The organism is Sorangium sp. So ce296 (assembly GCF_051529605.1).
GTDB lineage: Bacteria > Myxococcota_A > Polyangia > Polyangiales > Polyangiaceae > Sorangium > Sorangium cellulosum_D.
On record NZ_CP150325.1, the window covers coordinates 7,092,101 to 7,118,947 of the forward strand.

Sequence of the window (26,847 nt, forward strand, 5' to 3'; positions counted from 1 at the left end):
CTATTTCTCCTGTTATTCCCGACGGTTGCCGCCGACGATCTCGTTCTTGGAGGAGAGCGCCACGCGGTAGGTGAAGGCGACCGAGGCCTTGCCGCCGGGCGCGATCGGCACGCGCCAGCGCAGCCCGCCGCGCACGGGCTCGCCGAGGTCCTCCTGGGTGTACGGCTCGGCCCTCGGGTGCGACGAGACCAGCTTGATCTCGACGTCCTTGTCGTCGGTCACCGGGATGCGGTCGAGGACCTCGACCTCGACGCCCACGCCGAGCGACGAGGAGAGGTCGATGGTGATCGCGTGCTCGACGGAGAGCGAGCCGCCGAGCAGGCCGGCGCTCGACTCCTCGACGCGGGCGTTCCTCGCGACCCGGATCCGCTCCTCGACGCCGAGGCCGGCGCGGAGGAGGCCGCCCCGATCGACGTGCCCGAGCGAGGACTGCGCGGCGAGGGCGCCGTCGACGAAGATCTCGACCGGCCCGGCGAGCAGCGGGGCGTCGAACGGGTTCTCGACGCGCGCCTCGCGGTAGACCTCGGCGGCCTCGCGCGGCACGGCGACGAACCGCGGCGTCGCCGGGGCGCGCGCGGCGCTCAGCGCGACGCGGTGGAGCCTGCCGTTCGACGGCACGTCGGCGGCGCTCTCGCCCGCGTAGAGGTGGTCGAACTGCCCGCGCGAGTCGCGCGGGTCCACGGCCCGGGGCGGCGGTCCGAGGTCGTCGATGGCCATCTGCGCCCGCCGCGCGGCGCGCCTCGAGGGCCCGGGCTCGTCGCGCGCGAGCCGGCCGCGCTGCGGGCCCGTCCCGGGGAGGTGCAGCGCGTCGAAGTCGAGCCACCCTTCGACCTGCGCGGGCTCGACCGGCGCCGGGGCCGCGCCGGCGCCCTCGAGCTCGCCGCCAGGGTCGAGCAGCTCGTCGGCCGCGCCGGCCCAGCGCTCGACGCTCGCGTCGTGGGCGAAGGCGGCCATGGGCGCCTCGGGCGCGCTCGCCTGGAGCGCCTGCGGCGGGGGCGGGCCGCCGTAGCCGCCGCCGAACGAGGGGAGCGACAGCCCGCGCGACTTGCGCGCCGCGGCGGCCGGCATCGGCGCGGCGAGCGGCATCGGCGCGGCGGCCGGCGCCGGGGGCGGGGGCGGCTTCGGGGCCGCGGCGCGCTCCCGCCGCATCGGCGGCGGGGCGGCTCCGGCGCGAGGAGGCGGCGGCAGCGCGGCCCCGCCGGCCGGAGGCGCCATCCGGGCCATCGCCTCCCGCAGATCGTCGCTGGTCTGGCCCGGCGCGGCCCGGCTCAGCGTGGGCTCGTCGTCGTCGTCGGGCGCGGGGGGCGGGAGCTCCGCCGGGGCGGCCGTGGTCCTCGCGGCCGGCGGGGGGAGGGCGGCGACGAAGCGGTCGAACCCCTCGAACATGGCGTCGAGGCCCTCCGGCGCGGGGCGGTAGCCGCGGCGCGGGGGGCGCTGCGCGCGGCCCAGCCGGAGCGAGGCGAGCTCCGGCAGCCGCGTGTCCTGCACGAGATCGGCGGTGGCGAGCGCGACGCGCACGCCCTTCCAGTCCTCGCCGGACGCCTGTGCGACGAGGGCGTCGAGCTGCAGCGCGACCTCGGTCGCGCCGCGCGAGAACCGCGCCGCGTAGGCGGGCCACCACCGCGCGGCGCCGACCGCGTACTCGAGCCGGAGCGCCGGCGCGCCGCCCGACCCGTCGCGCGCCGGCGCGAGCCGCACGACCACGTCGAGGCGCGCCGGCGCGCGCTCCTCGATCTCGCCGCTGGTCGCCTGGGCGGCGTCGAGCTGCGCGGAGAGGAGCTCCTTGCGGGCGCGCTCGAGCTCGTCCTCGAGCGCGGCCAGGCGGGCGTCGAGCGCGGCGAGCTCGCCCGAGAGCAGGCCGCTCACCGCGAGGGCGTCGCGGATCCGGGCCGCGGGGTCGCCCGGCCGGAAGCGTCGCGCGAGCTCCGGGTGGAGCGCGACGGCCCCGAGCTGGTCGCGCCAGCGGCGGAGGTGGTCGTGCTCGGCCGACAGGCGCTCGATCGCGAGCTCGAGCGCGCGGAGCTGCGCCGAGAGCGCGCCCCGCGAGACGGGCGCCGGGGGCACGACGAGCCGCGCGCGCACGCCGACGACCTCGCGCGGCGCCGCCGCCGCCTCCGGCGGGCCGCCCGCGGCCGCCACGAGCGCGCGGAAGCTCCCCGGCTCGGCGAGGGGCGTGACCCCCGGCACCGAGATCTCGAGCGCCCCGCGGGGCAGGGGCGCCGCGAGCTCGACGCGGCGGGTGACGATCGCCCCGCGCGCGTACACGACGACCGACTCGATACGGCTAGCGCACGCGATCTTCTCCGCCGTCATCCGTTCGTCCCTCGCCCGCGAACGTTGTGTGGAGGCGCGACGGTATCACGCCGCGCCCGGCGCCCGATAGCGGGCTATCTCCTCCTGTCGAGGAAGCTGAACCCCGGGAGCGCGTCGATGCCGTACGCGCGGAGCGCGAGCGCGTCGAGGCGGTGGAAATCGCGCTCCCGGAACGAGCCGCGGAGATCGCCGATCAGCTCCTCGGGGACGCTCGCCGGCGGAGGCAGGCGGATCCGCCGCAGGTACTGGGCCTGGAAGCGCAGGTAGCCGCCGCGCATCTTGACCGCGTACGACCACACGAAGAAGAGGGCGACCCTGGAGCTGAGCAGCCCGCCGAGCGCCTCCATGTCCCAGGCCTCCGACGTGACGAAGTAGAGGTTGTGGTGCGGGAGGAACCTGCCCCCCTCGTAGACCACCTCGTTGGATCCTGCGATGTCGGGGATGAGGAGCTTCGGGGCGGAGGCGAGCTCGGGGACCACGCGATCGATGGTGCGAAACCAGCTCGCGGCGCTCCTCTGGGCGATGTAGCGTCTCCTGATCTCGGCCTCGTGGGCGCGCAGGTATCCGGCGAGCTTCGGATATTCTTCCAGATTGACCACCTTGCCGTCGTCGCCGAACGTGTTGATGACGAACCGCCCGGCGTCCCGGACGCGGCCGCCGTCGAGCTGGTCTCGCATGACGAGCGGCACGAGGCGATCGGGCTCGATATCGACCTCGTCGCCGACGATGTAGATCCGGTCGCTTCCGGTGGCGACGCCGATGCCGACGCGGGTCCCGCCCACCTCCTCGATCGGCGCGAACCGCGCCTCGAGGGCGCGCAGGGCCTCGAGGTGCTCCGGGGAGCTGAGCACCCACGGGTCGTCCCCCTCGAACCAGGAGGGGTACTCCGCCACGGCGACGCCGGCGCCGCGCTCCGGCGCGCCCCGCAGGGCCGCGGACGCGGCCTCGCACTCCTCCGGAGAGGCGGTGTGCAGCGTCGCGACCGGGACGCTCCCTGTCTTGCCGGGCGACACGGCGAAGATCGAAGGATAGGCGACGACGTCCGACTCGAACGGGGAGGCGCGGTGCAGGTCGACGTAGCACTGCACCCGGAACCACGTCGAGAGCATGCGGCGGAGCGGGGCGCCGTACCGGTTGAGGGTCCACCGGTCGGCGCAGATGAACGAGAGGACCCCGCCGGGCGCGAGGAGATCGAGGCCGCGCTCGATGAACGCGACGTAGAGATCGGCGCGGTCGTAGAGCGACCTGTACCGCTGGCGATACTCCTCCTGGAGCTCGGGCGAGAGCTGCTCGATCCGGACGTAGGGTGGGTTTCCGACCACCGCGTCGAAGCGGCGGCCCTGGCTTGTGAGCAGGAAGTCGCCGTGGGCGATCCAGGCCTCCGCGAGGCGCTCTGCGTCGCCGTGGGGCAGCCCGAGCCGGGCGAGCGCGCCGGCGACGGCGAGGCGCGAGCGGTCGACGTGATCGCGCGCGACGTCGTACGACCGGATCGCGGACGCGATTTGCAGGAGGTCGCGGTCGTGGCGCCGCGCCGACTGGATCAGGCGCTCGGCGGCCGGGACGAGGAACGCGCCGTGGCCGCAGGCCGGCTCGAGCAGCGACAGCGACGCGAGATCCCGGTCCGCCGTGTAGCCCGCGAGATCGAGGATGAGATTGACGACGTGGGGTTTGGTCAGCACCACGCCGTGGGTCTCGCCCGACGAGCGCTCGCCGTAGTCGTAGGCGCTCGGCGGGAGCATGACCGTCAGATCGAGGGCTGTCTGCATGGGCGCCGCGTGGAGATGCTAGCCGCGATCGGCGCCCTCCGGCGATGCCCGCCGCCGCGCTCGCCGCTCTGCGCCGGCGTCGGAGGCCGCGGCCGCCTGCCGCGCGCCGCCGCGAGGGCGTTTCTCCGCGATCGGGGGAGACGCGGATCGCGTTTCACGGGGCGTCGCCATTGAATAGGGTAGAGTCGCCCCGATGGCCTTCCCCCTGTGTCTCTGTTCCGGCGATCGCGCCGCGGCGAGCGCCGCCTGCGAGGGCGCCCCGCCGCCGCCGGCCGCCGCGCCCGTGCCGGGCCGCCGGCCGGTCGAGGTGGCCGCGTGATCCTCGGCATCGGCATCGACGTCTGCGGCATCGGACGCATGGAGGAGGCGCTCGCGCGGTGGGGGGATCGGTTCTGGGAGCGCGTGCTGTCCGAGCCCGAGCGGCGCTCGCTCGCGCACCGTGTCGACCGGGCGACGGCGCTCGCGGGCCGCTTCGCCGCGAAGGAGGCGGTGGTGAAGGCGCTGGCCGGGGCGCCGGGGGTCGGCTGGCACCACCTGGAGGTCCGCGGCGCGCCGCGCACGCCGCCGACGATGGCGCTCCACGGACCGGCGCGCGCGCTCGCGGATCGCCTGGGCGTCACGCGGGTGCACCTGTCGATCACGCACGACGCCGGGGTGGCGGCGGCGGTGGTGATCCTGGAAGGGGACGGCGAAGGCCGATCCCCGACGACGAATGACGCGGGCGGCGAAGGCCGATCCCCGACGACGAATGATGAGGACGGCGAAGGCCGATCCCCGACGACGGATGACGAGGGCGGCGAAGGCCGATCCTCGACGACGAATGACGCGGGCGGCGTAGGCCGACCCCACCTGGACGACGAAGGGAAAGAGCGCTCGTGATTCCGGTCCTCTCGCGCGCGCAGATGCGCGCCTTCGACAAGCACGCGATCCACCATTGCCACGTCCCCGGCGTGGTCCTCATGGAGAACGCGGGCCGCGGCGCCGCCGACGTGATCTCGGCGATCATCGAGGCGCGCAGCGCCGCGCCGTCCGGCCACGCCGCGCTCCCCGGCCACGCCGCGCGCCCTGCGCCGCCGCCGCACCTGGGCGCGCCCGCCAAGGCGCTCTGGCCCGCGACGCTGGCCTCCGGGGGCGGCCCTCGCTCCGGGAGCGTCCCGCCGCCGCCGAACGGCCGCCGCGACGCCGACGACGCCCGCGCCGCGCGGGTGCGCGCCTTCCCGGTGCGGCACGTCCCGAGCCCCGGCCAGCCCGCGACGTACCCGCTCCACGCCCGCGTCGTCGTCGTCTGCGGCGCCGGCAACAACGGCGGCGACGGCTTCGTCGTGGCGCGCCACCTCCTCGCCCGCGGCGCGGAGGTCCAGGTCTTCCTGGCGGCCTCGTCCGAGAAGGTCACCGGCGACAGCCGCATCAACCACGACGCGTACGTCGATCTCGGCGGCGCGCTGACCGAGCTCCCGCCGGGCGCGCCGCTCGCCCCGCTCGAGGCCGCGCTCGCGGAGGCCGATCTCGTGGTCGACGCCCTCTTCGGCACGGGGCTCGACCGCCCGATCGAGGGCCACCTCGCCGACGTCATCGGCGTCCTCAACACGGCGACCTGCCTCTGCATCGCGCTCGACGTGCCCTCGGGCCTCGACGCCGACAGCGGCGCGCCGCTCGGCGCCGCGGTGCAGGCCGACGAGACCGTCACGTTCGGCCACCTCAAGATCGGCCTGCTCACGCCCGAGGGCGCGCGGCTCGCCGGCAACGTCCATGTGGTCGATCTCGGCGTCCCGGACCGGCCGATCCTCGCCGAGGTGGGCCACGTCGCGGAGGTCATCCGCAAGGAGACGGTCGGCGCGTCGTTCCGCCCGCGCGAGGCGAGCGTCTACAAGCACCAGGCGGGCAACGTGCTCGTGATCGCCGGGTCGTCCGGCAAGCTCGGCGCCGCGCTGCTGACGGCGCGCGCGGCGATGCGCACGGGCGCGGGCCTCGTGACGATCTGCACCTGGGCCGACGCCGCGCCCGCGATGGAGTCGCGCGTCGTGGAGCTGATGACGACCTCGATCGATCCGGACCGCATCGCCGCGTCGCTCGACGGCGCGCTCGCCGGGCGGCGGGCGGTCGCGATCGGCCCTGGCCTCGGCCTCGACGAGCGGGCGCGGGCCGCGGTGGATCACGTCGTGCTCGGCTGGGACGGCCTGAAGGTGGTCGACGCGGACGCCCTGACGCACTTCGCTGGCCGCCCCGAGGCGCTCGCGACCGCGCGCGGGCGCCTCATCCTGACGCCGCACTCCGGCGAGCTCGGCCGGCTGCTCGGCCGCAGCGCGCGCGCCGTCGAGGAGGACCGCTTCGGCGCCGTGCGCGAGGCGGTGGCCCGCACCGGGGCGATCGTCCTGCTGAAGGGGGCGCGCACGGTCATCGCGCTCCCGGACGGCCGCATGCTCATCTGCATGGCGGGCAACCCGGCGCTCGCCACCGCCGGATCGGGCGACGTCCTGACCGGGCTGATCGCGGCGCTCCTGTGCTCGATGGAGCCTTCCGCCGCCGCGAGCGCGGGGGTGCTGATCCACGCGCTCGCCGGGGACGTGTGGCGCGCGCAGACGGGCAGCGATCGGGGGCTGCTTGCGAGCGAGATCGCGGAGCTCGTCCCGGGCCTGATCGCCGCGCTCGCTGCAGGAGTCGATCCGCTGTCCGGCCAGGTCTAGGCGAGGTGTCTCTCCGCATCGCGTACGGCGACGCGGAGAGGCGAAGACTGCCAGGGCGAAAGGGACGCTGAGAGAGCCCAGAAGAGCTCTTTTACGGCGTCGCCTTCGCCCCGGCGGATAAGCCCCTCTCGTCCGGTTGGTTCTCTTCTCTTCGCGTCCTCGGCGCCTCAGCAGCTGCTCCCCTCTCTTGGCGCCTTCGTGGTCTATGCGACCTTCGTTACTTCTTCAGCCGCTTGAACGCGTGCGTCCACCGGTTGTTCAGCAGGCCGGGGACGCACCAGAGCATGCAGAGGGGCTCGATCGCGCGCGCCGCTTCCGCGCTCTCCATGTCCTCGGTCTCCTACCCGAACGCGTCGAGGATGGTCTCCACCGCCATCTTCGTGCCGGCGTCGTCGCCGCAGATGAACATCGTCGGGCGGACGCCATCGAAGTCCGGATCGACCATCCATACGCTGCCGACGCACGAGAACGCCTTCACGAAGTGCGCGTCGGGCGCGCGCTGCGCGAGCCTCTCGAGCTACGACTCGTTCGGCCCCGTAAAGAACTTGAGCTCCCCGTCGACGGGCGGCTCGTCCGCGATTGGGGGTCGTCGCGTCGATCACCGTCTTCCCCGCGAGCGCCCCGGGGCCCGCGAGATCCACCGCCTGCTACGCCGCTGTCCCCTTCACGGCGAGCACGACGATCTCGCCGGACTGCGCCGCCTCTGCGAACGTCTCCACCGTCGCCATCGGGCCCGCGTCCGGTGGATGTCGAGATAGTTGTCCGGTAACTCGGTCAGGTCGTCATGAGTGCTTTGGCCTCGTGGCCTCCAAGTAGGGTTTGTTGTCGCTGACGCGAGGGCGGCTGAAGGAAGGCACGACGCACAGGCGCCGGAGGGGCGAGCATGGTCGAGCCCTTCATCCACCAGGCAGCCAGAGCCCACGTTCTCGAGGCCAAAGGTATGCTCGACGAGGCGAGCGGCAGCCAGCATCGACTCCTCGGTCTCGACCAAAAGCCGACAATCTTGCGGCTGAAGACGTCCACCACCAGGTACAGGAAGTAGAACTCTCCGCGCACCGCGCTCTTCATGTAGATGATGTTGCGTTCTTGCCGGCGGCGCGGCTCTATTGGACTGTTCGATAAGTTTTTTAACATATTCCCCGGGGTGGCGTAAGCTTCGGCATGCGAGGACGACCACCCAGGAAGATCGAGCTGTCGCAGGAGGATCGGGCGTACCTGGAGCGGCTGGTGCGCGATGGACGGACCGAGCAACGCGTGGCTCGCCGAGCTCGGGTGCTCTTGGCCATGGCAGACCCGGCGACGGTCGTGGAGGAACTGGCGACGCACGTGGAGCAGAGGCGCGAGAGCATCTGGCACCTCTGCCGTCGGTACGAAAAGGTGGGGGTTCGGGCGGTCGAGGACGCCCCTCGCGAGGGTCGGCCCCGGGCTTTTTCCCCCTCTGCAACGCGTCGGCCTCGAGATGCTCGCCTGTTGTGAGCCCGCAGGGCTCGGGCTGCACATGACGCACTGGTCGACGCGCAGCCTGGCGAAGGTGGCGGCTGAGCGTGGGCTGGTGCCGAAGATCGCGCACTCGACCGTCTCGCTGATCCTGCGTACCGCCGATCTGCAACCCCACCGTTCGCGGTACTGGAAGACGCCCACGATCGATGCCGACTTCGAGAGGAGGGTGACGCGCATCCTGTGGTGCTACGAAAGAGCCTCGGATCTAGCCGCGCGCGGCGAGCTTGTACTTTGCTTCGACGAGAAGCCGAACATCCAGGTGCTCGAACGCCGGCGACCGACGCGCCCCGTGAGGCCCGGCCAGGCCGAGCACCAGGAGTTCGAGTACATCCGGCACGGGACGGTGAACTTCGCCGCGGTCCTCGATGTGCACACGGGCAAGATGCGCGGATGGTGCCCCAACCGGAACGATAGCGAGCACCTGCGCGCGATCCTGCCCGAGTTACTCCACGAGTGCTGCGATGCGCGACGCGTGCACCTGATCTGGGACGGAGCCCCGTCCCACGTCGCACAGGAGACCACCACCCTGCTGCGTACCCTCTACCCGCACGTCCGCGTGCTCGTGACGCCAGCGCACGCCTCGTGGCTCAACCAGGCTGAGTTGCTGCTCCGCGCGTTCAGCGAGCGCTACCTGAAGCGCGGCAGCTGGAACAGCCGCCAGCAGCTCGTCGAGCACCTGGACGCGAGCTGGCGAGAGTACGACCAGCTCTACGCTCACCCGTTCAGGTGGTCCTGGACGCGGCAGAAAATGCACCGCTGGGTTGAGCGGCATGCCGCGTGATTATGTTAAAAAACTTATCGAACAGTCCACTATGAGCGGATGATCGAGGAGGGCGACGCTGTGGCGGAGAGCGACGCGTTCCGGGCGCGCTATGCGGCGGGACGGAAGGCGTTCATGTGTGTAAATGGGCTACATTTATGTACATGCATGGCGAGCGATGCCCCACAGCAGGGTTCGAGATTTACTTCTCTCCGTGGCCGGATACGCTTGCGCCGTCCGGCCCTGAGTCCCTGATGACATCAGGTATATCCGTCGGGCTGTGACCAGGAGGCTGCCATGAGGATCAAAGTGTGTGTGACGCCGAAGGTGAAGAAGACGAAGAACGTTGCGCTCGTCGGTATCACCTGATTCGATCATTACCAAAGATTCGGCTCTTGCCCGGATACCGACCACCGGGTCTGTGACCAGGAGATTGCCATGAAGATCAGAGTGTGTGTGACGCCGAAGGTGAAGAAGACGAAGAACGTTGCGCTCGTCGGCATCACCTGATTCAACCAGTATCGAAGGAGGGGCGCGGCGTTCGTCGAGCGATAGGCGCCGCGTCCCTCCGCCGTTTTGGGGGCGCCGCTCGGAGCTTCGGCGGTGAAGAAAGAGCCATGTCGATCCATCTGCGCCAGGATATCGAGATCATCGTCCACGACGACATCACCGAGATTGCCGACCGCGCCACCGGGCTCATCATCAACCTCGACGGCCGCCATCCGCCTCCCTTCGATCCCGGGAACGCAGAACTCTGGGACACGCTCCGCGCGCTCGCCTTCCTCGAGGAGGGGCTCTCGCCGTCCGAGGTGCGCGAGCGGCAGCGCGTCCATCGAGAGCAGGCGCTCGCGGTCGCGCAACAAGAGCGCTTACGAGCGCTCGTCGCCTTTGCCGTCGAGCACGTGCCCCATTATCGCGAGCGGGCCGCGCAGTACGCCCCAGGCCTCTCCGATGTACCCGAGATCACGAGGCTGCCCATGCTCCGCAAGTCGGATATCCGCGCCGGCTTTCCGCGGGGCCTGGTCGCCGAGGGCATCGACGTCGCCCGAGGCCTCGAAGACAAGAGCCTGGTTTGGGTTGCGACCAGCGGCACCACCGACGAGCGCCTTCAGGTGGTCTCGGACACCACGCTCGATAGCCTGCCCCCGCAATACGAAGAGCTCTGGGGCCTCGCGCTCGGCGACGAGACGCCCAAGACAGCCGTCTTCACCTCGCCCACCTGCGTCGATGCCGAGTGCCACCTCGGCAAGTCTTCGTACGAAGATCGGCTGCGCGGCGGGTACACGCTCTTCCTCAACTCTTCCGACGACCTGTTCGCCATTGGCAGAGACCGAATCAATAACATCGCGGAAGAGCTCCATCGCTTCAAGCCCGATTTTCTCTGGATCAACCCGGTTTATGCCCACTGGCTCGGGCGGCGCTGTCGCGAGCTCGACATCGCCCTGCCCAAGGTGAAGCTGCTGGTCTCGACCTATCAGTACCTCTCCGTCTTGCAGCGCCGCGCGCTTGCCGACCTCTTCTCGGCGCCCGTCTTCAGCTACTATGCCGCGACCGAGCTCGCCGGCTGCCGCGCGGGTATCGAGTGCTCGCGCGGGCGCCTCCACGTCCGCGGCGATCAGGCGCTCATCGAGACCGTGGACGCGCAGGGCCGCTCCACCGACGGCCGCCTCGGCGCGCTTGCGATAAGCACGCTCGAAGGACGCGTCCTTCCGCTGATTCGGTACCTGGTCGGCGACCTGGGGCGATGGACCGGCGAAGCGTGCGACTGCGCCGCCGCGGATTGGCCATGCTTCGAGCTGCACGGGCGCGCCAAAGATCTCTTGCGCCTCGAAGACCGCTGGATCACCACGCGCCAGGTGGATGATGCCATCGGTGATGCCCCCGGGCTCGACTTCTACAAATGCGTCCAGACCGGCGCCTCGGAGCTCCGCATCGAGGCCATCCCCGCGCTCGGCGCCGAGCTGCGCATGGGCGATATCGAAGAGCGCCTCCGCAGCCGCCTCGGTTTTGCCATTGCTCGCGCCAAAATCGTTAAACGCCTCGACCCCGAACCGTCGCTCAAATACCGCTTCACCCAATCGCGCGTCCACCCGCCCGTCGAGTTCGTATGAATCCCGCACTCCGGGCCGACTTCCCCTTGCTCGAACGCACTCTCGACGGCCGTCCCCTGGTCTACCTGGACTCGGCCGCGACCGCGCTGAAGCCCCGCGCGGTGCTCGCGGCAGAAGAGGCTTATGCCACGCAGATGACGGCCAACGTGCACCGGGGAAAGCATGCCCTCTCCGAAGAGGCTTCGGTCGCCTACGAAAGCGCGCGCAAGCGCATTGCGCGCTTCTTCAACGCCGACCCCGAGTGCCTGGTCTTCGTCAAGAACACCACCGAGGCCATCAACCTCGTCGCCGTTGGGCTCTGCCTTTCGAGCGATGATGTCGTCCTCAACGCCGGTGGCGAGCACCACGCGAACCTCGTCCCCTGGATGCGGCGTGCCCGCGTCGAGCTTGTGCCCGGTGATCCCTGCGAGCCCGTTTCGCTCGACGCGGCCATGGCGGCCATCGCTCGTCATCGGCCCAAGGTTCTCGCCATCGGCCATGCCTCCAACATCACCGGCGTCATCCAGCCAGCTCGCGCGCTCTGTGAAATGGCCCGGGCCCATGGCGTCATCACGGTGGTGGACGCAGCGCAGTCCGCGCCGCACCTGCCGATCGACGTCGAGGAGATGGGCTGCGATTTCTTGGCCCTGAGCGCGCACAAGATGCTTGGTCCGACCGGCGTTGGCGCGCTCGTCGGCCGTCGTGAGGTGCTCGAGGCGCTCGAACCTCTGTGCGTCGGCGGCGGCGTGGTCGAGCGAGTCACGGCCACCGGCTATACGCTCAAGAAGATCCCCTACCGCTTCGAGGCGGGAACGCCGCCCATCAGCGCCGCGCTGGGCTTCGCGGCGGCGGTTTCATACCTTGATGAGCTCGGCTTCGACGATATCGTCGAGCACGAGCGTCGCCTCGCCGCCGCGCTCAGCCAGTCTCTCTGCGAGATCCCCGGCGTCGAGGTCTTGATGGCGCGGCGCGAGCCGCGCCTCGCCATCGCGGCGATTGCGCCACGCTCTGCGCTCGTCGGCCCCGATGCGCTCGCGCGCCTGCTCAGCGATGGACACCAGATCATGGTTAGGTCCGGCTTTCATTGCGCGCACCCGCTCTTCGATCGCCTCGGCCTAGAGCACGGCGCTCTCCGCGCCTCAGCGTACGTGTACAATACCGTCGAGGAGGTCCAACGCTTCGGTGAGGTGCTGCGTGACCTCGCCTCGCGCATGGTGGTCTGATGTCGAATCCTTCGAGCGAGCAGAGATTCGTGTTGTCTGCCGGCTTTCGGGTGAGCGTCGGCAAGGGTCGCCTGGTCATGCAGCGCGTGACCAGCGGACTCGAACTGAGCATCGACGGCCCGGGCGCCGACCTGTGCGCGGCGACGCTTGTGCTGTTGAAGACGCCCACGAGCGAGCGAGCGGTACTCGATCTTCTGCGGCCCGTCGACGAGGGGCAGGCTCAGAGCTTCTGGGCCTTGCTTCAGGAGCACGAGGTGGTGCGCCCGTATCACCACGAAGCGCGCGCTCCTCGTGTCCGTGGCACAGGTTCCTTGCTCGACGCGCTCGCGCCGCTGCTCGCCGAAGGGGGATGGTGCCTCCCGCCGCTGCTCGTCGGCGCGACGTGGCCTGTCGAGCCTGCGGTGAGCGCCCGTAAAGACGAGGTGGCCTTGCTCCTTTGCGGCGGTGACCTCGTGGCGAGCCTCGCCCGAACGCGCCCGTGCCCGCGCTGCCTCATGCTCCGACGACTGGCCTACCTGGGAAAAGAGGGGGAAGAGCAGACTCTGCTCCTTCAGGGCAAGGGCCGGATCCCTAACCGTCAAGCGCTTCGGGCGCTCGGCGCGGACATGTTGCTGGAGCTGCAAAAAGAGCCCCTCGGCTCGGGCGAGGCCATCGTCGTCCAGCCGGGTGAAGGCAGCGGCCGCGCCGTCTTTCTCGTCCACCCAGACTGCGATTCCTGTGCCCTGCGGCGCCCGCCGAGCGAGCGAACCTTCGCGCGTGATCTGCTGAAAGCCCTCGATGATCCCCAGCCTCTCACCCCCATTCCAGGAAGCCGCCAGGCGCTCATCGATCCTTTTCTGGGCCCACTGGTCCTTGAGGTTGATCCAGGTCGGCGAGGGCTTTATCCATTTAATAGCTCCTTCGTCTGGGGCAGCGTTCGCCTGACGCGATGGCTGCACGAGAAGGCCTATTCGATGTCGACCTGGGGTGGCATGCACTCCACCCACCCCGCCGCTGCCATGGCCCAGCTCATCGCCCTGAGCGAGGGCGCCGAGCGGCTTGCCACCAAGAGCGTGCGGCCGCACCTTCATGCGCGTCCCGGTAGCGATCCGCGCATGATCGCGTCATCGGCCTTCGACCCTAGGTTCCGCGACGAAGAGCGCGAGCGCGCATATTGCTTCGCCGTGGATCTGGTCACGCGCGCGCCGCGCCTCGTGCCTTATGAAGAGGTCGTGGTGGGCCTGCCCAAGGAGCTATACGCAAAGGCACGCCGCATCGAGCCATTTTATTCGGGGGCGGCCTCGCACACGACGATGGCGCAGGCGGTGGTGCACGCGACGCTGGAGCTGCTCGGTCGCGACGCATACATGATCAGTTGGTATCGGCGTCGGGCGCTGAGGCGCCTCGAGTGGCCCAAGGAGCCAAGCAATATTGCGCGAGAGCGGGCGCGATATCTCCGTAGCCGAGGGATAGGGATCGAGATCTTCGACATGACCCTGGATGCACCGGTCACGGCGCTGCTCGTGCGGGTGACGGCCAAGAGAGCACGGGGGAACTGGCCCGAAGGCGGGGCGCTGCTCGTGGCGGGCGTGGGCTTCGACGCCATGGCCGCGCTCGAGCACGCGCTGGGGCTTGTGTGCGGTCAGTTCATCTCCTTCGCGTTGCAGCCCTCTCCTGCCAAAGATCCGCTGGATCCTGCGGCCGTGCGACGCACGGCGCGCATGGTCCCGTTCTGGCGGTTGATCGTGCGTTACCTCAATCCTCGGCGCAGCGACGCCCACGCCTTCTTGGGGCAGGGCAAAGCCCGCTTCGAAGAGGTGGGGCATCGCGCGCCCAGCGCCATTTCCGAGAAGATGGAGGTGCTTCGTCGCTTCTTCGAGGAGCAATCGTTATCCTGGCTGGTGACGCGCTTGACCGATAAGCCCGCGAAGGAGGCGGGCTTCGAGGTTGTGAAAGTGGTGGTGCCGGGCCTCGTGAGCCTCGCGCCCTCGCGTGCGGATGTACCCTTTGCGCTCCCCCGGATGCAGCGCGGCTGGCCGGACGCGACGCGTGAAACGCCGAACCCCGACCCGCACCCGCTGTATTGAGCGTATCTCCCGATCTCTCACCGCTCGCGCGTCAATCGTCCTCGTCGTCTTCGCCCGCCGCTGTGGCCGTCGCCGGATGTGATGACGAGGACTGGTTTCCCTCTCCCGACAGCTCCACGGCGACGGGGGGCTTCGCGGGGGGGGCTTCTCGGTGGGCGTCGGGGGGGGCGGAAGCGGGTTCGCCGAGCAGAGCGTCGACGTGTCCGCCGTGCCGCCGCCGCCCATCAGCGGCGGCACGCTCCTCGTGACGGCCGACAAGAACCTCGTCGTCGCCGCGGACCCGGATCGCGACAGGATCTGCATCATCAACCTCGACACCCTCGAGGTGGACGCCGTCCTCCCCCTGGAAGCGGGCGACGAGCCGGGGCGCGTGATCGAGGGCGCGCCCGGCACGGCCCACGTGGCGCTCCGCCGCGGCGGCGCCGTCGTCACGATCGATCTCTCGACCCGGCAGATGCACCGCAGGCCCGTTTGCCCCGCGCCGCGCGGCCTCGCCTACGACGCCGCGGCCGGCCTGCTCCACGTGGCGTGCGCGGGCGGGGAGCTCGTCACGCTCTCCTCGGACCTCGAGGCCCCGCCCGTCCGCGAGCTGCGCCTCGAGCGCGACCTGCGCGACGTGGTGATCGAGGGGGACGCGCTCCTCGTGAGCCGGTTCCGGTCGTCCGAGCTCCTCGTCGTCTCGGAGGACGGCGCCGTGGCCGAGCGCGTGAAGCCGCCGGTCCACGTCCAGGAGCGGTTCGGGCGCACGTTCGAGCCGGCGGTGGCCTGGAGGACGATCCCGCTGCCCAGCGAGGCCAACCCGACGCCCGCGCCGCCCGCGCCGGGCGCGGACGGCCTCCCCCTTGGCCTGCTCCCCGTCGACATGGCGATATCGCCCGACGGGTTCCGCGGCGCCATCGTGATGGCGGGCAGCCGCACGGTGATCGAGACGCCGCTCGACGTGCTCGAGCAGACCGAGGCCGTCGACGACTGCGCGTCCTTCCGCGACCAGCGCTCCCTCACGGTGCCCGGCGAGCCGATCGCCGTCGGTTACGACGAGGCGAGCAACCTGCTCGTGCAGCTGCGCGAGCCGCCGAGCGTCCTCCGCTTCGGGGCCGTGAGCGGCGCCGTCGCCACCTTCCTGCTCCCCGGCGAGAGCCGGCTCGACTCGGGCCACGCCATCTTCCATGGCACCCAAGACGCACACGTGCAGATGGCGATCGCGTGCGCGTCGTGCCATCCGGAGGGGCAGGACGACGGCCGGACGTGGTCCTTCAAGCCCATCGGAGCGCGCCGCACGCAAACGCTCGCGGGCGGCATCCTCGAGACGGCGCCGCTGCACTGGGACGGCGACATGACCGACCTCGACGCCATCATGAGCGAGGTCTTCGAGCAGCGGATGGGGGGCATGCGCCAGCGCCCCGAGCGCGTCGAGGCCTTCGCGTCGTGGCTCGACACGATCAAGCCCGTGCCCGTGTCGGAGCCGGCGGATCCGGCCGCCGTCCAGCGCGGCGAGGCGCTCTTCAACGACGCCGCCGTGGGCTGCGCCTCGTGCCACTCGGGCGAGAAGCTCACGAACGATCAGACCGTCGACGTGGGCACGGGCAAGGCCTTCCAGGTGCCCTCGCTGCGCGGGCTCGCCGCGCGCGCCCCGTACATGCACGACGGCTGCGCCGCGACGCTCCGCGATCGCTTCGGGCCCTGCGGCGGAGGGGACAAGCACGGCGTCACGTCGACGCTCGCGCCGGCCCAGATCGACGACCTCGTCGCCTACCTCGAGACGCTCTGACGACCGGAGCCACCCGGGGCAGCGCAGGGGGGCGCGCCGGGCTTCGCGCTCGCCTGCGCAGGTCCCGCGGGCGCGCCGGGCCCGCGAGCGCGCCGCTGAACGCCTGCGCGGCGCCCCCGCCGGCTCGGCCGCCAGTCCGGCGCGCGCCGCGGGCCTCTTCGCCACTCTGACGGGCCGCGGCGACCTGCTGTCGATTTGACACGCGCCCGCGTGCCTCCGCCCGCGCCATCCAGCGCCTTTCGCGCCCTTCGCGCGTTCCCCCCGGTGGCACCTGCCTTGCCAGCGCTCATCGCAGGAGGTCCCGCCATGCTCGTCCACCCCGCCCATGCCCCCGCCCGGTCCCCGAATCCAGCGCCGTTGTCGCCCGGCGTGACACGCGCGGTCGGGCGCGGGCCGTCGCTCGGCGCGGCCCGGACGGCGCCGGGCGCGGGCGCGCGGGCGGCGGTCGACGAGCTGCTCCGGGGCCTTGTCGAAATGACACCGGAGCTCTTCGGCCGCGCGCTGCGGCTCTCCCGATCGCCCGCGACGGCGGAGGACCTCGTGCAGGACACGGTGGAGCGCGCCATCCGGTTCGCGGCGAGCTATGAGCCCGGGACCAACCTGCGGGCGTGGGTGCACCAGATCCTCTTCAGCGTCTTCATCACCCGCTGCCGGCGCAGCCGCCGCGAGCGCAACGCCCTCGACGTGCTCGCGACCGACCCGTGCGCGTGGACCGCGCCCGAGCGCCGCGCCGACATGCACGCCCTGTCGCCCGGCGTGCGGCGCGCGCTCGCGACGCTCCCGCCGAGCTTCCGCGACACCGTGGTGCTCGTGGACCTCGAGGAGCTTTCCTACAAGGACGCAGCGACGCAGCTGGGCGTCCCGGTCGGCACCGTCATGAGCCGCCTGCACCGCGGCCGGAAGCTGCTCGCCGAGGCGCTGCGCGGCGAAGCCCAAGGCCCGAAGATCGACCTGAAGACCGACGCGCCCACGGACGTGCAGGCCGCCGCGTGATCGGCGGCCGCGCCCTCCGCGCGCCCGGCTTGCCCCCCTGATCGGCGGCCCCTACCATCGGCGTGCCACCGAGGAGGCGTTCCTCGCCAGGAGGCACCATGGCAACGACGGCGAAAGAGCCCCACGTCGTGATCGTCGGCGGAGGCTTCGGCGGCCTGAACGCGGCAAAGGCGCTTCGCAACGCGCCCGTCCGGGTCACGCTCATCGACAGGACCAATCACCACCTGTTCCAGCCGCTGCTCTACCAGGTGGCGACCGCCAGCCTCTCGCCGGCCGACATCGCGGTCCCGATCCGCTCGGTCCTGTCGCGCCAGCGCAACGTGCGGGTCCTGCTCGGCGAGGTCACGAGCGTCGATCTCGCCGGGCGGCGCATCACCGTCGACGCCGACACGATGAAGTACGATTACCTCATCCTCGCGGTCGGCGCGGCGAACAACTACTTTGGCCACGAGGAGTGGGCCCGCTTCGCGCCGGCGCTCAAGAACCTCGACGAGGCGCTCACCATCCGCGAGCGCATGCTGCTCGCCTTCGAGGCCGCCGAGCGCGAGGCGGACCCCGTCGCGCGGCGGCGGCTGCTCACGTTCGTCGTCATCGGCGGCGGCGCCACCGGCGTCGAGATGGCCGGCGCCTTCGCCGAGCTCGCGCGCTACATCCTCGAGCGCGATTTCCGCTCCCTCGACGCCTCGCTCTCGCGCGTGCTGCTCGTCGAGATCGGCCAGCGCATCCTCCAGGCCTTCCCCGAGAGCCTCTCGGCGAGCGCCGAGGAGCAGCTCACGTCGCTCGGGGTCGAGGTCATCAAGGGCCGCCGCTTCCGGACCATCGACGAGCAGGGGGTCGAGTTCGAGGACGGCGAGCGCCTCCCCGCCGCGACGGTCATCTGGGCGGCGGGCGTCCGCGGCACCCCGCTCGCGCGCGCCCTCGGGGTCGAGCTCGATCGCATCGGCCGCGTGAAGGTCGAGCCGGACTGCTCCCTGCCCGGCCACCCGAACGCCTTCGCGATCGGCGACATGGCCATGCTCCGCGACCGGAACGGCGTCGAGGTGCCCGGCCTCAGCCCCGCGGCGATCCAGGAGGGGCGCTTCGTCGCGCGCAGCATCCTCGGCGACCTCGCCGGCCGCCCGCGCGGGCAGTTCGCCTACCGCGACAAGGGGACGATGGCGACCATCGGCCGCTCGCGCGCCATCGCCAGGGTCGGGCACCTGCAGATGTCCGGCACCATCGCGTGGCTCGCGTGGCTCGGCGTCCACGTGCTGTTCCTCATCGGCTTCAAGAACCGCTTCGCCGTCATGTTCGCGTGGATGTGGCAGTACGTCACCTTCAAGCGCGGCGCCCGGCTCATCACCGGCCACACCACCCCCGCCGCGCTCCCCGCGGCGGCGCCCGCGGCCGTCCCCCCGGCGCCCCGCCCGTCGGCCAGGAGCGCGGTGGCGGACGCCGTCTCCGGCGGCGCCTGAGCGACGTCCGCGCTCGCTTGCTTGACGCGCGGCCTCCACCATGGCGGATACGCTTCCAGTGAAGGCACGCAGAGCCCAGCCATCCGCGCGAGCGGCGACCGCCGAGCCGCCGCCCCCGCCCCCGGCGAGCGAGCCGGGCGGGGACGACCTCGCGCTCGACGAGTCCTCGGACCTCACGCCGGTCGTCGCCACCAACCTGAAGCGGTTCCGGGCCGAGCGCGGCCTGTCGCTCGAGCGCCTGGCCAAGGCGTCCGGGGTGAGCCGGGCGATGCTCGGGCAGATCGAGCTGGGCCAGAGCACGCCGACCATCAACGTCCTCTGGAAGATCGCGCGCGCCCTCGGGGTCCCGTTCTCGGCGCTGATGAGCCAGGCGACCTCGCCGGTCACGACCGTGATGCAGGCCTCGCACGCGCGCATCCTCCGCTCGCGCAACGGCGACTTCTCCTCCCGGGCGCTCTTCCCGATGGATCGGCCGCGCAACGTGGAGTTCTACGAGCTCCGCCTCGCGCCGCGCTCCGTGGAGCACGCCGACGCGCACGCCCCCGGCACCTCGGAGAACCTGATCGTCACGGAGGGCTCGGTGGAGATCACCGTGTCCGGCGAGCGGCGCGTCCTCGAGACCGGCGACGCCATCCTGTTCGAGGCCGACAGCCCCCACAGCTACCGCAACCTGGGCGGCACCGAGGCCGTCATGTACCTCGTCATGACCTACGGCTCGCGCGGGTAGCCCCCCCACCGTTTCCGGACCCCGGCCGCCACGTGTCCCTCCGGTATCCAAGACGTGTCCTCCGTTATATTGTCAGATTCCGCTTGCGCCCTCTGCTGTAGCGTGAGATATGTCCGTTATAGCGGCGGGAGCCCGCTGCTGGTAGCAAGGAGTCGGCGCGATGCGGATCACCTGGATCGGGGGGTTGGATCGCAACCAGGCGCAGCTGGAGCGGATGGCGTTGCAGGCCGGGCACCGTCTGGAGTTTCACACGGGCAACACGGGGGGCCGCGGGGCGGCCGAGATGCGGGCCGCCATCGAGCGGGCCGACCTCGTCATCGTGCTGACCGACGTGAACAGCCACGGCGGCGTGCTGCTCGCCAAGAAGCTCTGCCAGAAGCTCGGCCGGGCGGCCTTCATGGCCCGCCGCGTCGGCGCGTCGCGCTTCCAGCAGCTCCTCGACGCGCTCGCGCAGCGGGAAGCGCGGTATCTGGCGACCGGATGAGGGAGTAGGGACGAGCGATGCGATGCTTGATCATGGTGCTCTGCTGCGTGCTTGCGCTGGCCGGGTGCTCGAAGAGCGAGGCGAGCAAATCGGGCTCGGTGCAGCTGCTGAACGTCTCGTACGACCCCACGCGCGAGCTCTACGAGGAGGTGAACGCCGCCTTCGCGAAGCGCTGGAAGGAGCAGGGCGGGCAGGACATCACCATCAAGCAGTCGCACGGCGGCTCGGGCAAGCAGGCCCGGTCGGTGATCGACGGGCTCGAGGCGGACGTGGTCACGCTCGCGCTGGCCTATGACGTCGACGCGCTCGTGCCGAGCGGTCGCCTCAAGGAGGGGTGGCAGGCGCGCCTCAAGGACAACAGCGCTCCTTACACCTCGACCATCGTCTTCCTGGTGCGCGCGGGCAACCCGAAGGGCATCAAGGACTGGGACGATCTCGTGAAGGAGGGCGTCGCGGTCATCACGCCGAACCCGAAGACCTCCGGCGGCGCGCGGTGGAACTACCTCGCCGCGTGGGGGTACGAGCTGAAGCGGACGGGCGGCGACGAGGCCAAGGCGAAGGATTTCGTCGGCCGCCTGTTCAAGAACGTGCCCGTCCTCGACACGGGCGCGCGCGGCTCGACCACGACGTTCGTCGAGCGCGGGCTCGGCGACGTCCTGATCGCCTGGGAGAACGAGGCGCTGCTCGCGGTGAAGCAGAGCGGGCAGAACGGTAAGGAGAAGTTCGAGGTGGTCGTGCCGTCGATCAGCATCCTCGCCGAGCCTCCTGTCGCGGTGGTCGACAAGGTCGTCGACAAGCGCGGGACGCGGGCGGCGGCGGAGGCGTACCTCAACTTCCTCTACACGGAGGAGGGGCAGCGCATCGCGGTGAAGCACTTCTACCGTCCGCGGCATCCGGCGGTCCTCGCGGCGGCCGAGTCGGAGGGCGTCTTCCAGAAGGTCGCGCTCTTCTCGATTGACGAGGTGTTCGGCGGGTGGCAAAAAGCCCAGAAGGCGCACTTCTCCGACGGCGGCGTCTTCGACCAGATCTACCAGGCCGGCAAGTAAATTTCTGTGGCTCTCCTCTGGCGGCGACAGAGCGTTCTGCCCGGCTTCGGGCTCGCGATGGGGATTACGGTAACGTACCTGTCGCTGCTCGTGCTCGTCCCGCTGTCGATGATCTTCCTCAAGACAGCGACGCTGGGGCCCGGCGAGATCTGGGATGTGGTGACGTCTCCGCGCGCCATCGCCTCCTTGAAGATCAGCTTCTCCGCGTCGCTCCTCGCGGCGGGCATCAACGCGGTCTTCGGCGTGCTCGTGGCGTGGGTGCTCGTGCGCTACAGCTTCCCGGGCAAGTCGATCGTCGACGCGCTCGTCGATCTGCCGTTCGCGTTGCCGACGGCGGTCGGGGGCATCGCGCTCACGGCCATCTACGCGCAGCAGGGGTGGGTCGGCCGGTTCCTCTACCCGCTCGGGATCCAGAGCGCGTTCAGCCGCCTCGGCGTGGTCATCGCGCTCACCTTCGTGGGGCTCCCGTTCGTCGTGCGGACGGTCCAGCCGGTGATGGAGGAGCTCGAGGTGGACCAGGAAGAGGCGGCGGCGTCGCTCGGGGCGGGCCGCTTCGAGATCTTCCGCCGGATCCTCCTGCCGGCGCTCTGGCCCTCGATCCTCACCGGGTTCGCGATGTCGTTCGCGAGGGCGTTCGGCGAGTACGGCTCGGTCGTGTTCATCTCGGGGAACATGCCGCTCAAGACCGAGATCATGCCGCTCGTCATCATGACGAAGCTCGAGCAGTACGACTATGCGGGGGCGACGGCGCTCGCGCTCCTGATGCTGATCTGCTCCTTCGTGCTCCTGTTCGTGATCAACCGACTCCAGCGCTGGAGCGGCTCGCGCGTCTCGTCGCGGAGCCCGGTCGAGGCGCCGCGGGCGGCGCCCGCCGGGGCCGCGGGGGCCGGCGCGCCCGGGGTCGCGTCGTAATGGCGGGCGCGGCGGGCAAGCTGCGGGTGAGGTCGCGCGGGGCGGTGCGCGGCGCGACGTCGGAGCCCGCGCCGGTGCGCTGGGCGCTCACGGCGGCGGCGCTCGCGTTCCTCGGGTTCTTCCTCTTCCTGCCGGTCGTGGCGGTGTTCATCGAGGCGCTGAAGGACGGCCTCTCGGGCTACTGGCGGGCGATCACCGCGCCGGACGCCGTGGCCGCGATCCAGCTGACGCTCACCACCGCGCTCATCGCGGTGCCGCTCAACCTGGTCTTCGGCGTGGCCGCGGCCTGGGCGATCGCGCGCTTCGAGTTCACCGGCAAGAGCCTGCTGGTCACGCTGATCGACCTGCCGTTCGCGGTCTCGCCGGTGATCTCCGGCATGATCTTCGTGCTCCTGTTCGGGGCGCAAGGGGTGATCGGCCCCTGGCTCCTCGATCACGACATCCAGGTGATCTTCGATCGCCCCGGGATCATCCTGGCGACGACGTTCGTGACGTTCCCCTTCGTCGCGCGCGAGCTCATCCCGTTCCTGGAGAGCCAGGGGGCGGACGAGGAGCACGCGGCGCTGTCGCTGGGCGCGAGCGGGTGGAGCATGTTCTTCCGCATCACCCTGCCCAACGCGAAGTGGGGGCTGCTCTACGGGGTGGTGCTCTGCAACGCGAGGGCGATGGGCGAGTTCGGCGCGGTGTCGGTCGTCTCCGGCCATATCCGGGGTCAGACCAACACGATGCCGCTGCACGTCGAGGTGCTCTACAACGAGTTCCACTTCTCGGCGGCGTTCGCCGTCGCCTCGCTGCTCGTCCTCCTCGCGCTCTTCACGCTCGTGGTGAAGCGCCTGATCGAGCACCGGGCGCAGCGCGAGACCGGCCCGGAGCTGGACGAGACGGCGAAGGCCGGCGCGGGCTGACGGGCTGCGCCCGGCTTGCGATGGGCCCCCAGCGCTCCAGGTTCGAGCGAGGGGGGCACGATGCGGTTCTTGGATGCGATTGGGCGTGCGATCGGGGGAGTCCTGTCTCCGATCGCCTGGCAAGGCAGCTTTCTCCGGGGAGCGAGGCTGTTCCACCCGGACGGCGTGGTCTACTGCGCGGGGGTGAAGCCGCTCGCGGTGGAGGGCGAGGTCGGCGCGCTGGCGCAGCGGCTCGGGGGGCCGGCGCTCGTGCGGCTGTCGGGCGGGATCTGGCGATGGCGGAGCGCGAAGGTCGAGCGCCGTCCGGACGTCCTGGGGATCGCGGTGCGCTTCCGGGACAGCCAGGAGGTGACGCCGGCGGCGAGCGCCGGCGATCAGGATCTCATCTTCTTGAGCGCGCGGCGCCTGTGGCTGCTTCCGATCGCGGTCTTCACGACGAAGACGCGTGATTTCTTGGACAACCACTATTACGCGCAGCTGCCGTTCGACGTGGAGGGCTTCGGTCGCGCGGAGTTCCGGCTGATACCGCTGCGCCCGTCGACGGTGAAGGGCAATCGCCTGGAGAGGCTGGAGCGCTCGGCTGCGGTGGGGCTCGCGCTGCTGCGGCTCGAGGTCCGGCGCAGGGGAGCGCGGGCGCGCTGGATGCCCGTGGCCGATATCGAGCTGTACGAGCCGGTGGACATCGACCAGAACACCCTGCGCTTCAACCCGTTCCAGGCGGGGAAGGGGATCGTGCCGACCGGGTTGCTCCAGTCGACGCGGCTTTGGACCTACTGGGGCAGCTACCTCGGGCGGGTGCTCGGGGCGCGGCTACGGGCGAGGCGGGCGAGCGCGCGAGCGGCGCGAGCGGCGCGGAGAGCGCGGCGGAGGGGGCAGGAGGAGTAAGGGGCGCTCTCCGGAACGCAGCGGCGCAGCGGCCGGCGGAAGGCGGAGGGGGGAGGGCGGAGGGCGGAGGGGCGAGGGCGGAGGGCGGAGCGGGGCGGGGAGCGCACGGCGCGCGCTGGGGCCCCGCCCCGCGGCGGGACTCCCGTCGAGGCGGCTCGGACGCCTACGTAAATGCTGGTGGGGCGCGGTAAGGCGTTGACAGCTGGGCAGAAGTGAGGCATGACCTCCCGCCGCTTCGAACAGTCGGTGAGGTAGCCAAGTGGTTAGGCAACGGTTTGCAAAACCGTTATACGCGGGTTCGAATCCCGTCCTCACCTCCGCAAGGACGAAAGTCCGGCCCGAGCGCTGAAACGGCCCCAGGGGAGAGCGATGGGCCACGCTGGAGCGCGAGCGCCGGTATCCTCGGAAGGCTCATGATCCGTCTCCTGACCCCGGCCGACGAGCCCTTGCTCTGGGAGATGCTCTACCAGGCCATCCACGTCCCGGAAGGCAGCCCGCCGCCCCCGCGGGACATCGTGCACCGGCCCGAGCTCTCCAGGTACGTGCAAGGCTGGGGACAGCGGGACGATCTCGGCGTCGTGGCGCTCCAGGAAGGCGAGGTCGCTGGCGCCGCCTGGCTCCGGCGGCTCACCGGCGCGCTGCGAGGGTACGGCCACGTCGACGACGAGACCCCGGAGCTCTCCATCGCGCTCCTGCCCCATCACCGGGGGCGAGGGCTGGGCACCCGGCTGCTGACCTCCCTGCTGGAGGAGGCCCGGAACCGCTACCCGGCCATCTCGCTCAGCGTCTCGCCGGACAACCCCGCGCTGCGGCTGTACCGGCGCCTCGGGTTCGTCGAGGTGGGCCGGAACGGCGCGTCGCTCACCATGGTGCTCACGCTCGCGGATCAGCGAGGTTCGAACCAGGTGTACCCGTAATCGAAGCAGAGCTCCTCGCCCTCGTGGATGTCGCGGAGCGCGATGGCAGCCATCGAGTCCGGCACCGGACCGTCGTTCATCTCGATGTTGGGCGTCGACGAGTGGTTGTACAGCGCGAGCAGCCCCCACGCATACGCCTTCTCCCGCCCGGGCTCCTGTCCCCACGTGAACACGTGATGGAGCGCCTGACAGTCGCGGTGCTCCTCGGTCTTCAGATCCGACGCCGGGAAGCAGCTGACGGCGGCCCACTCGACGACGGCGCCCTTCGGCAAGAACCGGCGAGCGAAGACCCCGCGGCCCTTGCCGGGGATGCGGCGCCAGACGACGTTCGGATGGAACTGGTTCTCGGCGATGAGGGCGTCGATTTCCTGATCGGTCATGGCGGGCGCCGCGGACGCTACCACGCCCCGCCGCGGCGGGACATCGCCCCGCCGCGAGGGCGCCGGCGAGCCGCGCTGTGCCGGCGCGCACATCGGGCAGGATCTCCGGCGGCGCGCCGCGCTGTTCCCGCCCGCCAGATGCCCGGCCGCATCTAGCCCAGTACGTCAGCGATCCCTGGCGGGATTTCTCACGCGCTGAACTACACTCGGCGCCGCATGAGACGCCTGCCGCGCGGTTCCGCCGTGGTGATCGCCGCGATCGCCGCCTTCGTACTGCTTGGATTCGTGCTCTTCTCCGCGCCGGGACACGACGACAGCCACATCACCTACTGGGCCGCGCACACCCTCAAGGAGCACGGCCAGATCCTCAATTACAACGGCGAGCGCGTGGAGCAGAGCTCCAGCCTGGCCCACGTGCTCCTGCTCGCGCTGCTCGGCGCCGTCACGCGCGTGTCGCTGCCGACCCTCGGCCCGCTCACGTCGATCGCGGCCGGCGCCGCCGCGATCGCGCTCACCGCGCGGCTCGCGCGCGCGGCCGTCCCGGCGGCCCCGCGCGGCGCCGAGCTGCTCGTCGCGACGGCCTCGTGGTTCATCTACTGGGGCTTCGGCGGCCTCGAGAGCACGCTCGTCGCCGCCGCGGCGGTGTGGCTCGTCCTCGAGCTCGACGGCTACCTCGCGGCGCCCGGCCGGCGCGCCCTGCTCCGCTTCGCCGGCGCCTCGCTCCTCTTCCTGTGCGCGCGCCCCGAGAGCCCCCTCGTGCTCGCGTGCGTCCTCGCCGCCGCGCTCGCCTACGCCCTCCTCCGGGCGCGCTGGGCCGATCCCGCCGCAGGCCGCCTGCGCGAGGCGCGGACGGCGCTCGTCGCCGCCGCGGTCGCGGGCGCCGAGGTCGCGCTCCTCTTCGGCGCGCGGCGGCTCTACTTCGGCGCCTTCTTCCCGAACCCGGTCTACTCCAAGGCCGCCGGGATCGACGTCGCCGACGGCCTGTCCTACCTCTGGGCCAACCTCTATCCGACCGGGCTCTGGCTCATCGCGGGCGTCGCCGTGGGCATCGTCCAGATCGCGCGGGCGGCGCTCCGCGAAGAGCCGTGTTACGCCGCCGTCCTGTCGGCGGCGTTCGCCGTCGCCTACGTGGCCTTCATCGTCCTGACGGGCGGCGACTGGATGACCGGCGGGCGCTTCATCTCGCACGCGCTCCCCCTCCTGGTCGTCGTCACCATGGTCGGCCTCTCCGCGACCCTGGGCAGCGCGCGCCGCGTGCACATCGCGCTCGTGCCGCTCGTCGCGGTGAACCTGGTCGGCGTCGTCGCGCTCGCCGACTCGAGGTCGTCCGGCCGGCCGATCTGGTCGACCTTCGGCCTGCGCGAGGCGCTCAAGGCGCGCGTCGGGGACCGCGACTACTCCTGGTTCGAGCTCGCGAACAAACCGCACCTCCGCGACACGACCATCACCGATGTCGTCCTGGACGCCATGCGGGAGATCAAGGCCAAGAAGCCGGATCACCGCTTCGTGGTGATGTCGTCGCAGGCGGGCATGACGGCCTACCACGTCTTCAAGGAGCATTACGGATCAGCGGAGTTCATCGACACGTGCTCCCTCGCGACGCGCGATTTCCTGACCTGCCTGCCGCCCGGCATCCTCAGCCGACGCCGCATCGGGATGGTGCTCAACTTCCGCACCTACTTCGACAAGCAGGCGATGATCGACCAGCGCTGCGGCACCCGCCGTCCGGACATCGTGTTCGACCACAGCGGCCGTGGGGTGGAGGCGATCCTCGAGCGCAAGGGGTACTCGATCGTCTACCGGCAGCGCGGCCCTATCAAGAACGAGGGGCTCGGCCCGTGGCTGCGGAACACCGTGCCTTCGGACACGTTCGTGGCGATCGACACGGCGCTGCTCGCCGGCACGTCCCTCGAGGGCAAGCGGACGAGCTACAAGTGGAACATCCAGTGATCGTGGGCGTCCGCGGCGCGCGGG

The 26,847-nt window shown here is 71.1% G+C and carries 22 protein-coding genes and 1 tRNA gene; 19 read left to right on the forward strand and 4 right to left on the reverse strand.

Going from position 1 to position 26,847, the window contains the following annotated elements; genetic code table 11:
• Window positions 1-12: 12 nt before the first annotated feature.
• Together WME98_RS26375 and WME98_RS26380 are read right to left on the reverse strand one after the other, a co-directional pair.
• A complete protein-coding gene (locus WME98_RS26375) occupies window positions 13-2,313 on the reverse strand; it encodes a DUF4139 domain-containing protein (protein WP_437953811.1) in 2,301 nt (766 codons plus the stop codon).
• A 74-nt stretch (window positions 2,314-2,387) separates the two neighbouring features.
• Window positions 2,388-4,079 (reverse strand): Eco57I restriction-modification methylase domain-containing protein, encoded by a 1,692-nt coding sequence (locus WME98_RS26380; protein ID WP_437953812.1) that lies wholly within the window; start codon window positions 4,077-4,079, stop codon window positions 2,388-2,390.
• Window positions 4,080-4,272: 193 nt separating this feature from the next.
• Here WME98_RS26380 and WME98_RS26385 point away from each other — a divergent pair, with 193 nt between their 5' ends.
• The 3 genes from WME98_RS26385 to WME98_RS26395 are packed head-to-tail and all read left to right on the forward strand — an operon-like array spanning window position 4,273 to window position 6,763.
• Window positions 4,273-4,398 (forward strand): hypothetical protein, encoded by a 126-nt coding sequence (locus tag WME98_RS26385; protein ID WP_437953813.1) that lies wholly within the window; start codon window positions 4,273-4,275, stop codon window positions 4,396-4,398.
• Window positions 4,395-4,958 carry a holo-ACP synthase gene (gene acpS / locus WME98_RS26390; protein WP_437953814.1) on the forward strand — a complete coding sequence of 188 codons (564 nt, stop codon included), beginning with the start codon at window positions 4,395-4,397 and terminating at the stop codon, window positions 4,956-4,958. The genes WME98_RS26385 and acpS overlap by 4 nt, the downstream gene beginning before the upstream one ends.
• Entirely contained in the window at window positions 4,955-6,763 is a 1,809-nt protein-coding gene (locus WME98_RS26395; protein WP_437953815.1) for an NAD(P)H-hydrate dehydratase, read from the forward strand. The genes acpS and WME98_RS26395 overlap by 4 nt, the downstream gene beginning before the upstream one ends.
• A 340-nt stretch (window positions 6,764-7,103) precedes the next feature.
• Here WME98_RS26395 and WME98_RS26400 read toward each other — a convergent pair whose 3' ends face one another.
• Window positions 7,104-7,241, reverse strand: coding sequence for a hypothetical protein (locus WME98_RS26400; protein ID WP_437953816.1), 138 nt, complete (start codon window positions 7,239-7,241; stop codon window positions 7,104-7,106).
• A 981-nt stretch (window positions 7,242-8,222) separates the two neighbouring features.
• Here WME98_RS26400 and WME98_RS26405 point away from each other — a divergent pair.
• The 15 genes from WME98_RS26405 to WME98_RS26475 all read left to right on the forward strand — a co-directional run bounded on the left by WME98_RS26405 (window position 8,223) and on the right by WME98_RS26475 (window position 24,493).
• Entirely contained in the window at window positions 8,223-9,044 is an 822-nt protein-coding gene (locus WME98_RS26405; RefSeq protein ID WP_437948501.1) for an IS630 family transposase, read from the forward strand.
• Between the two features lie 596 nt (window positions 9,045-9,640).
• A complete protein-coding gene (locus WME98_RS26410; RefSeq protein ID WP_437953817.1) occupies window positions 9,641-11,134 on the forward strand; it encodes a phenylacetate--CoA ligase family protein in 1,494 nt (497 codons plus the stop codon).
• Complete coding sequence (locus tag WME98_RS26415) at window positions 11,131-12,336, forward strand: aminotransferase class V-fold PLP-dependent enzyme (RefSeq protein WP_437953818.1); 1,206 nt, start codon at window positions 11,131-11,133, stop codon at window positions 12,334-12,336. The genes WME98_RS26410 and WME98_RS26415 overlap by 4 nt, the downstream gene beginning before the upstream one ends.
• A complete protein-coding gene (locus tag WME98_RS26420) occupies window positions 12,336-14,402 on the forward strand; it encodes a YcaO-like family protein (RefSeq protein WP_437953819.1) in 2,067 nt (688 codons plus the stop codon). The genes WME98_RS26415 and WME98_RS26420 overlap by 1 nt, the downstream gene beginning before the upstream one ends.
• 151 nt (window positions 14,403-14,553) lie before the next feature.
• On the forward strand, window positions 14,554-16,170 hold the full coding sequence (locus WME98_RS26425) for a c-type cytochrome (protein ID WP_437953820.1): 1,617 nt from the start codon (window positions 14,554-14,556) through the stop codon (window positions 16,168-16,170).
• Window positions 16,171-16,539: 369 nt separating this feature from the next.
• Window positions 16,540-17,163 (forward strand): RNA polymerase sigma factor, encoded by a 624-nt coding sequence (locus WME98_RS26430; RefSeq protein ID WP_437953821.1) that lies wholly within the window; start codon window positions 16,540-16,542, stop codon window positions 17,161-17,163.
• 98 nt (window positions 17,164-17,261) lie between these two features.
• Entirely contained in the window at window positions 17,262-18,617 is a 1,356-nt protein-coding gene (locus WME98_RS26435) for an NAD(P)/FAD-dependent oxidoreductase (protein ID WP_437953822.1), read from the forward strand.
• 40 nt (window positions 18,618-18,657) lie between these two features.
• Window positions 18,658-19,344, forward strand: a complete 687-nt coding sequence (locus WME98_RS26440) for a helix-turn-helix domain-containing protein (protein ID WP_437953823.1) — start codon at window positions 18,658-18,660, stop codon at window positions 19,342-19,344.
• A 160-nt stretch (window positions 19,345-19,504) separates the two neighbouring features.
• On the forward strand, window positions 19,505-19,828 hold the full coding sequence (locus WME98_RS26445) for a DUF2325 domain-containing protein (RefSeq protein WP_437317733.1): 324 nt from the start codon (window positions 19,505-19,507) through the stop codon (window positions 19,826-19,828).
• A gap of 17 nt (window positions 19,829-19,845) precedes the next feature.
• The gene (locus WME98_RS26450; protein WP_437953824.1) at window positions 19,846-20,874 is read left to right on the forward strand and encodes a sulfate ABC transporter substrate-binding protein; all 1,029 of its coding nucleotides are present in this window, start codon (window positions 19,846-19,848) and stop codon (window positions 20,872-20,874) included.
• 57 nt (window positions 20,875-20,931) lie between these two features.
• Window positions 20,932-21,786, forward strand: coding sequence for a sulfate ABC transporter permease subunit CysT (gene cysT, locus WME98_RS26455; RefSeq protein ID WP_437953825.1), 855 nt, complete (start codon window positions 20,932-20,934; stop codon window positions 21,784-21,786).
• Window positions 21,786-22,691: a sulfate ABC transporter permease subunit CysW gene (gene cysW, locus WME98_RS26460; protein ID WP_437953826.1), complete on the forward strand. Its 906-nt coding sequence runs from the start codon at window positions 21,786-21,788 to the stop codon at window positions 22,689-22,691. The genes cysT and cysW overlap by 1 nt, the downstream gene beginning before the upstream one ends.
• A gap of 60 nt (window positions 22,692-22,751) precedes the next feature.
• The gene (locus tag WME98_RS26465) at window positions 22,752-23,576 is read left to right on the forward strand and encodes a hypothetical protein (protein WP_437953827.1); all 825 of its coding nucleotides are present in this window, start codon (window positions 22,752-22,754) and stop codon (window positions 23,574-23,576) included.
• 245 nt (window positions 23,577-23,821) lie between these two features.
• Window positions 23,822-23,893: transfer RNA gene (locus WME98_RS26470), tRNA-Cys, on the forward strand.
• Window positions 23,894-23,989: 96 nt separating this feature from the next.
• The gene (locus WME98_RS26475; RefSeq protein WP_437335670.1) at window positions 23,990-24,493 is read left to right on the forward strand and encodes an N-acetyltransferase family protein; all 504 of its coding nucleotides are present in this window, start codon (window positions 23,990-23,992) and stop codon (window positions 24,491-24,493) included.
• Here WME98_RS26475 and WME98_RS26480 read toward each other — a convergent pair.
• A complete protein-coding gene (locus WME98_RS26480; protein ID WP_437335671.1) occupies window positions 24,463-24,873 on the reverse strand; it encodes an SET domain-containing protein in 411 nt (136 codons plus the stop codon). The genes WME98_RS26475 and WME98_RS26480 overlap by 31 nt on opposite strands.
• Before the next feature lie 216 nt (window positions 24,874-25,089).
• On the opposite strand from WME98_RS26480, the gene WME98_RS26485 reads away from it, so the two are divergent.
• Complete coding sequence (locus WME98_RS26485; protein ID WP_437953828.1) at window positions 25,090-26,823, forward strand: hypothetical protein; 1,734 nt, start codon at window positions 25,090-25,092, stop codon at window positions 26,821-26,823.
• The last annotated feature ends 24 nt before the right edge of the window (window positions 26,824-26,847 follow it).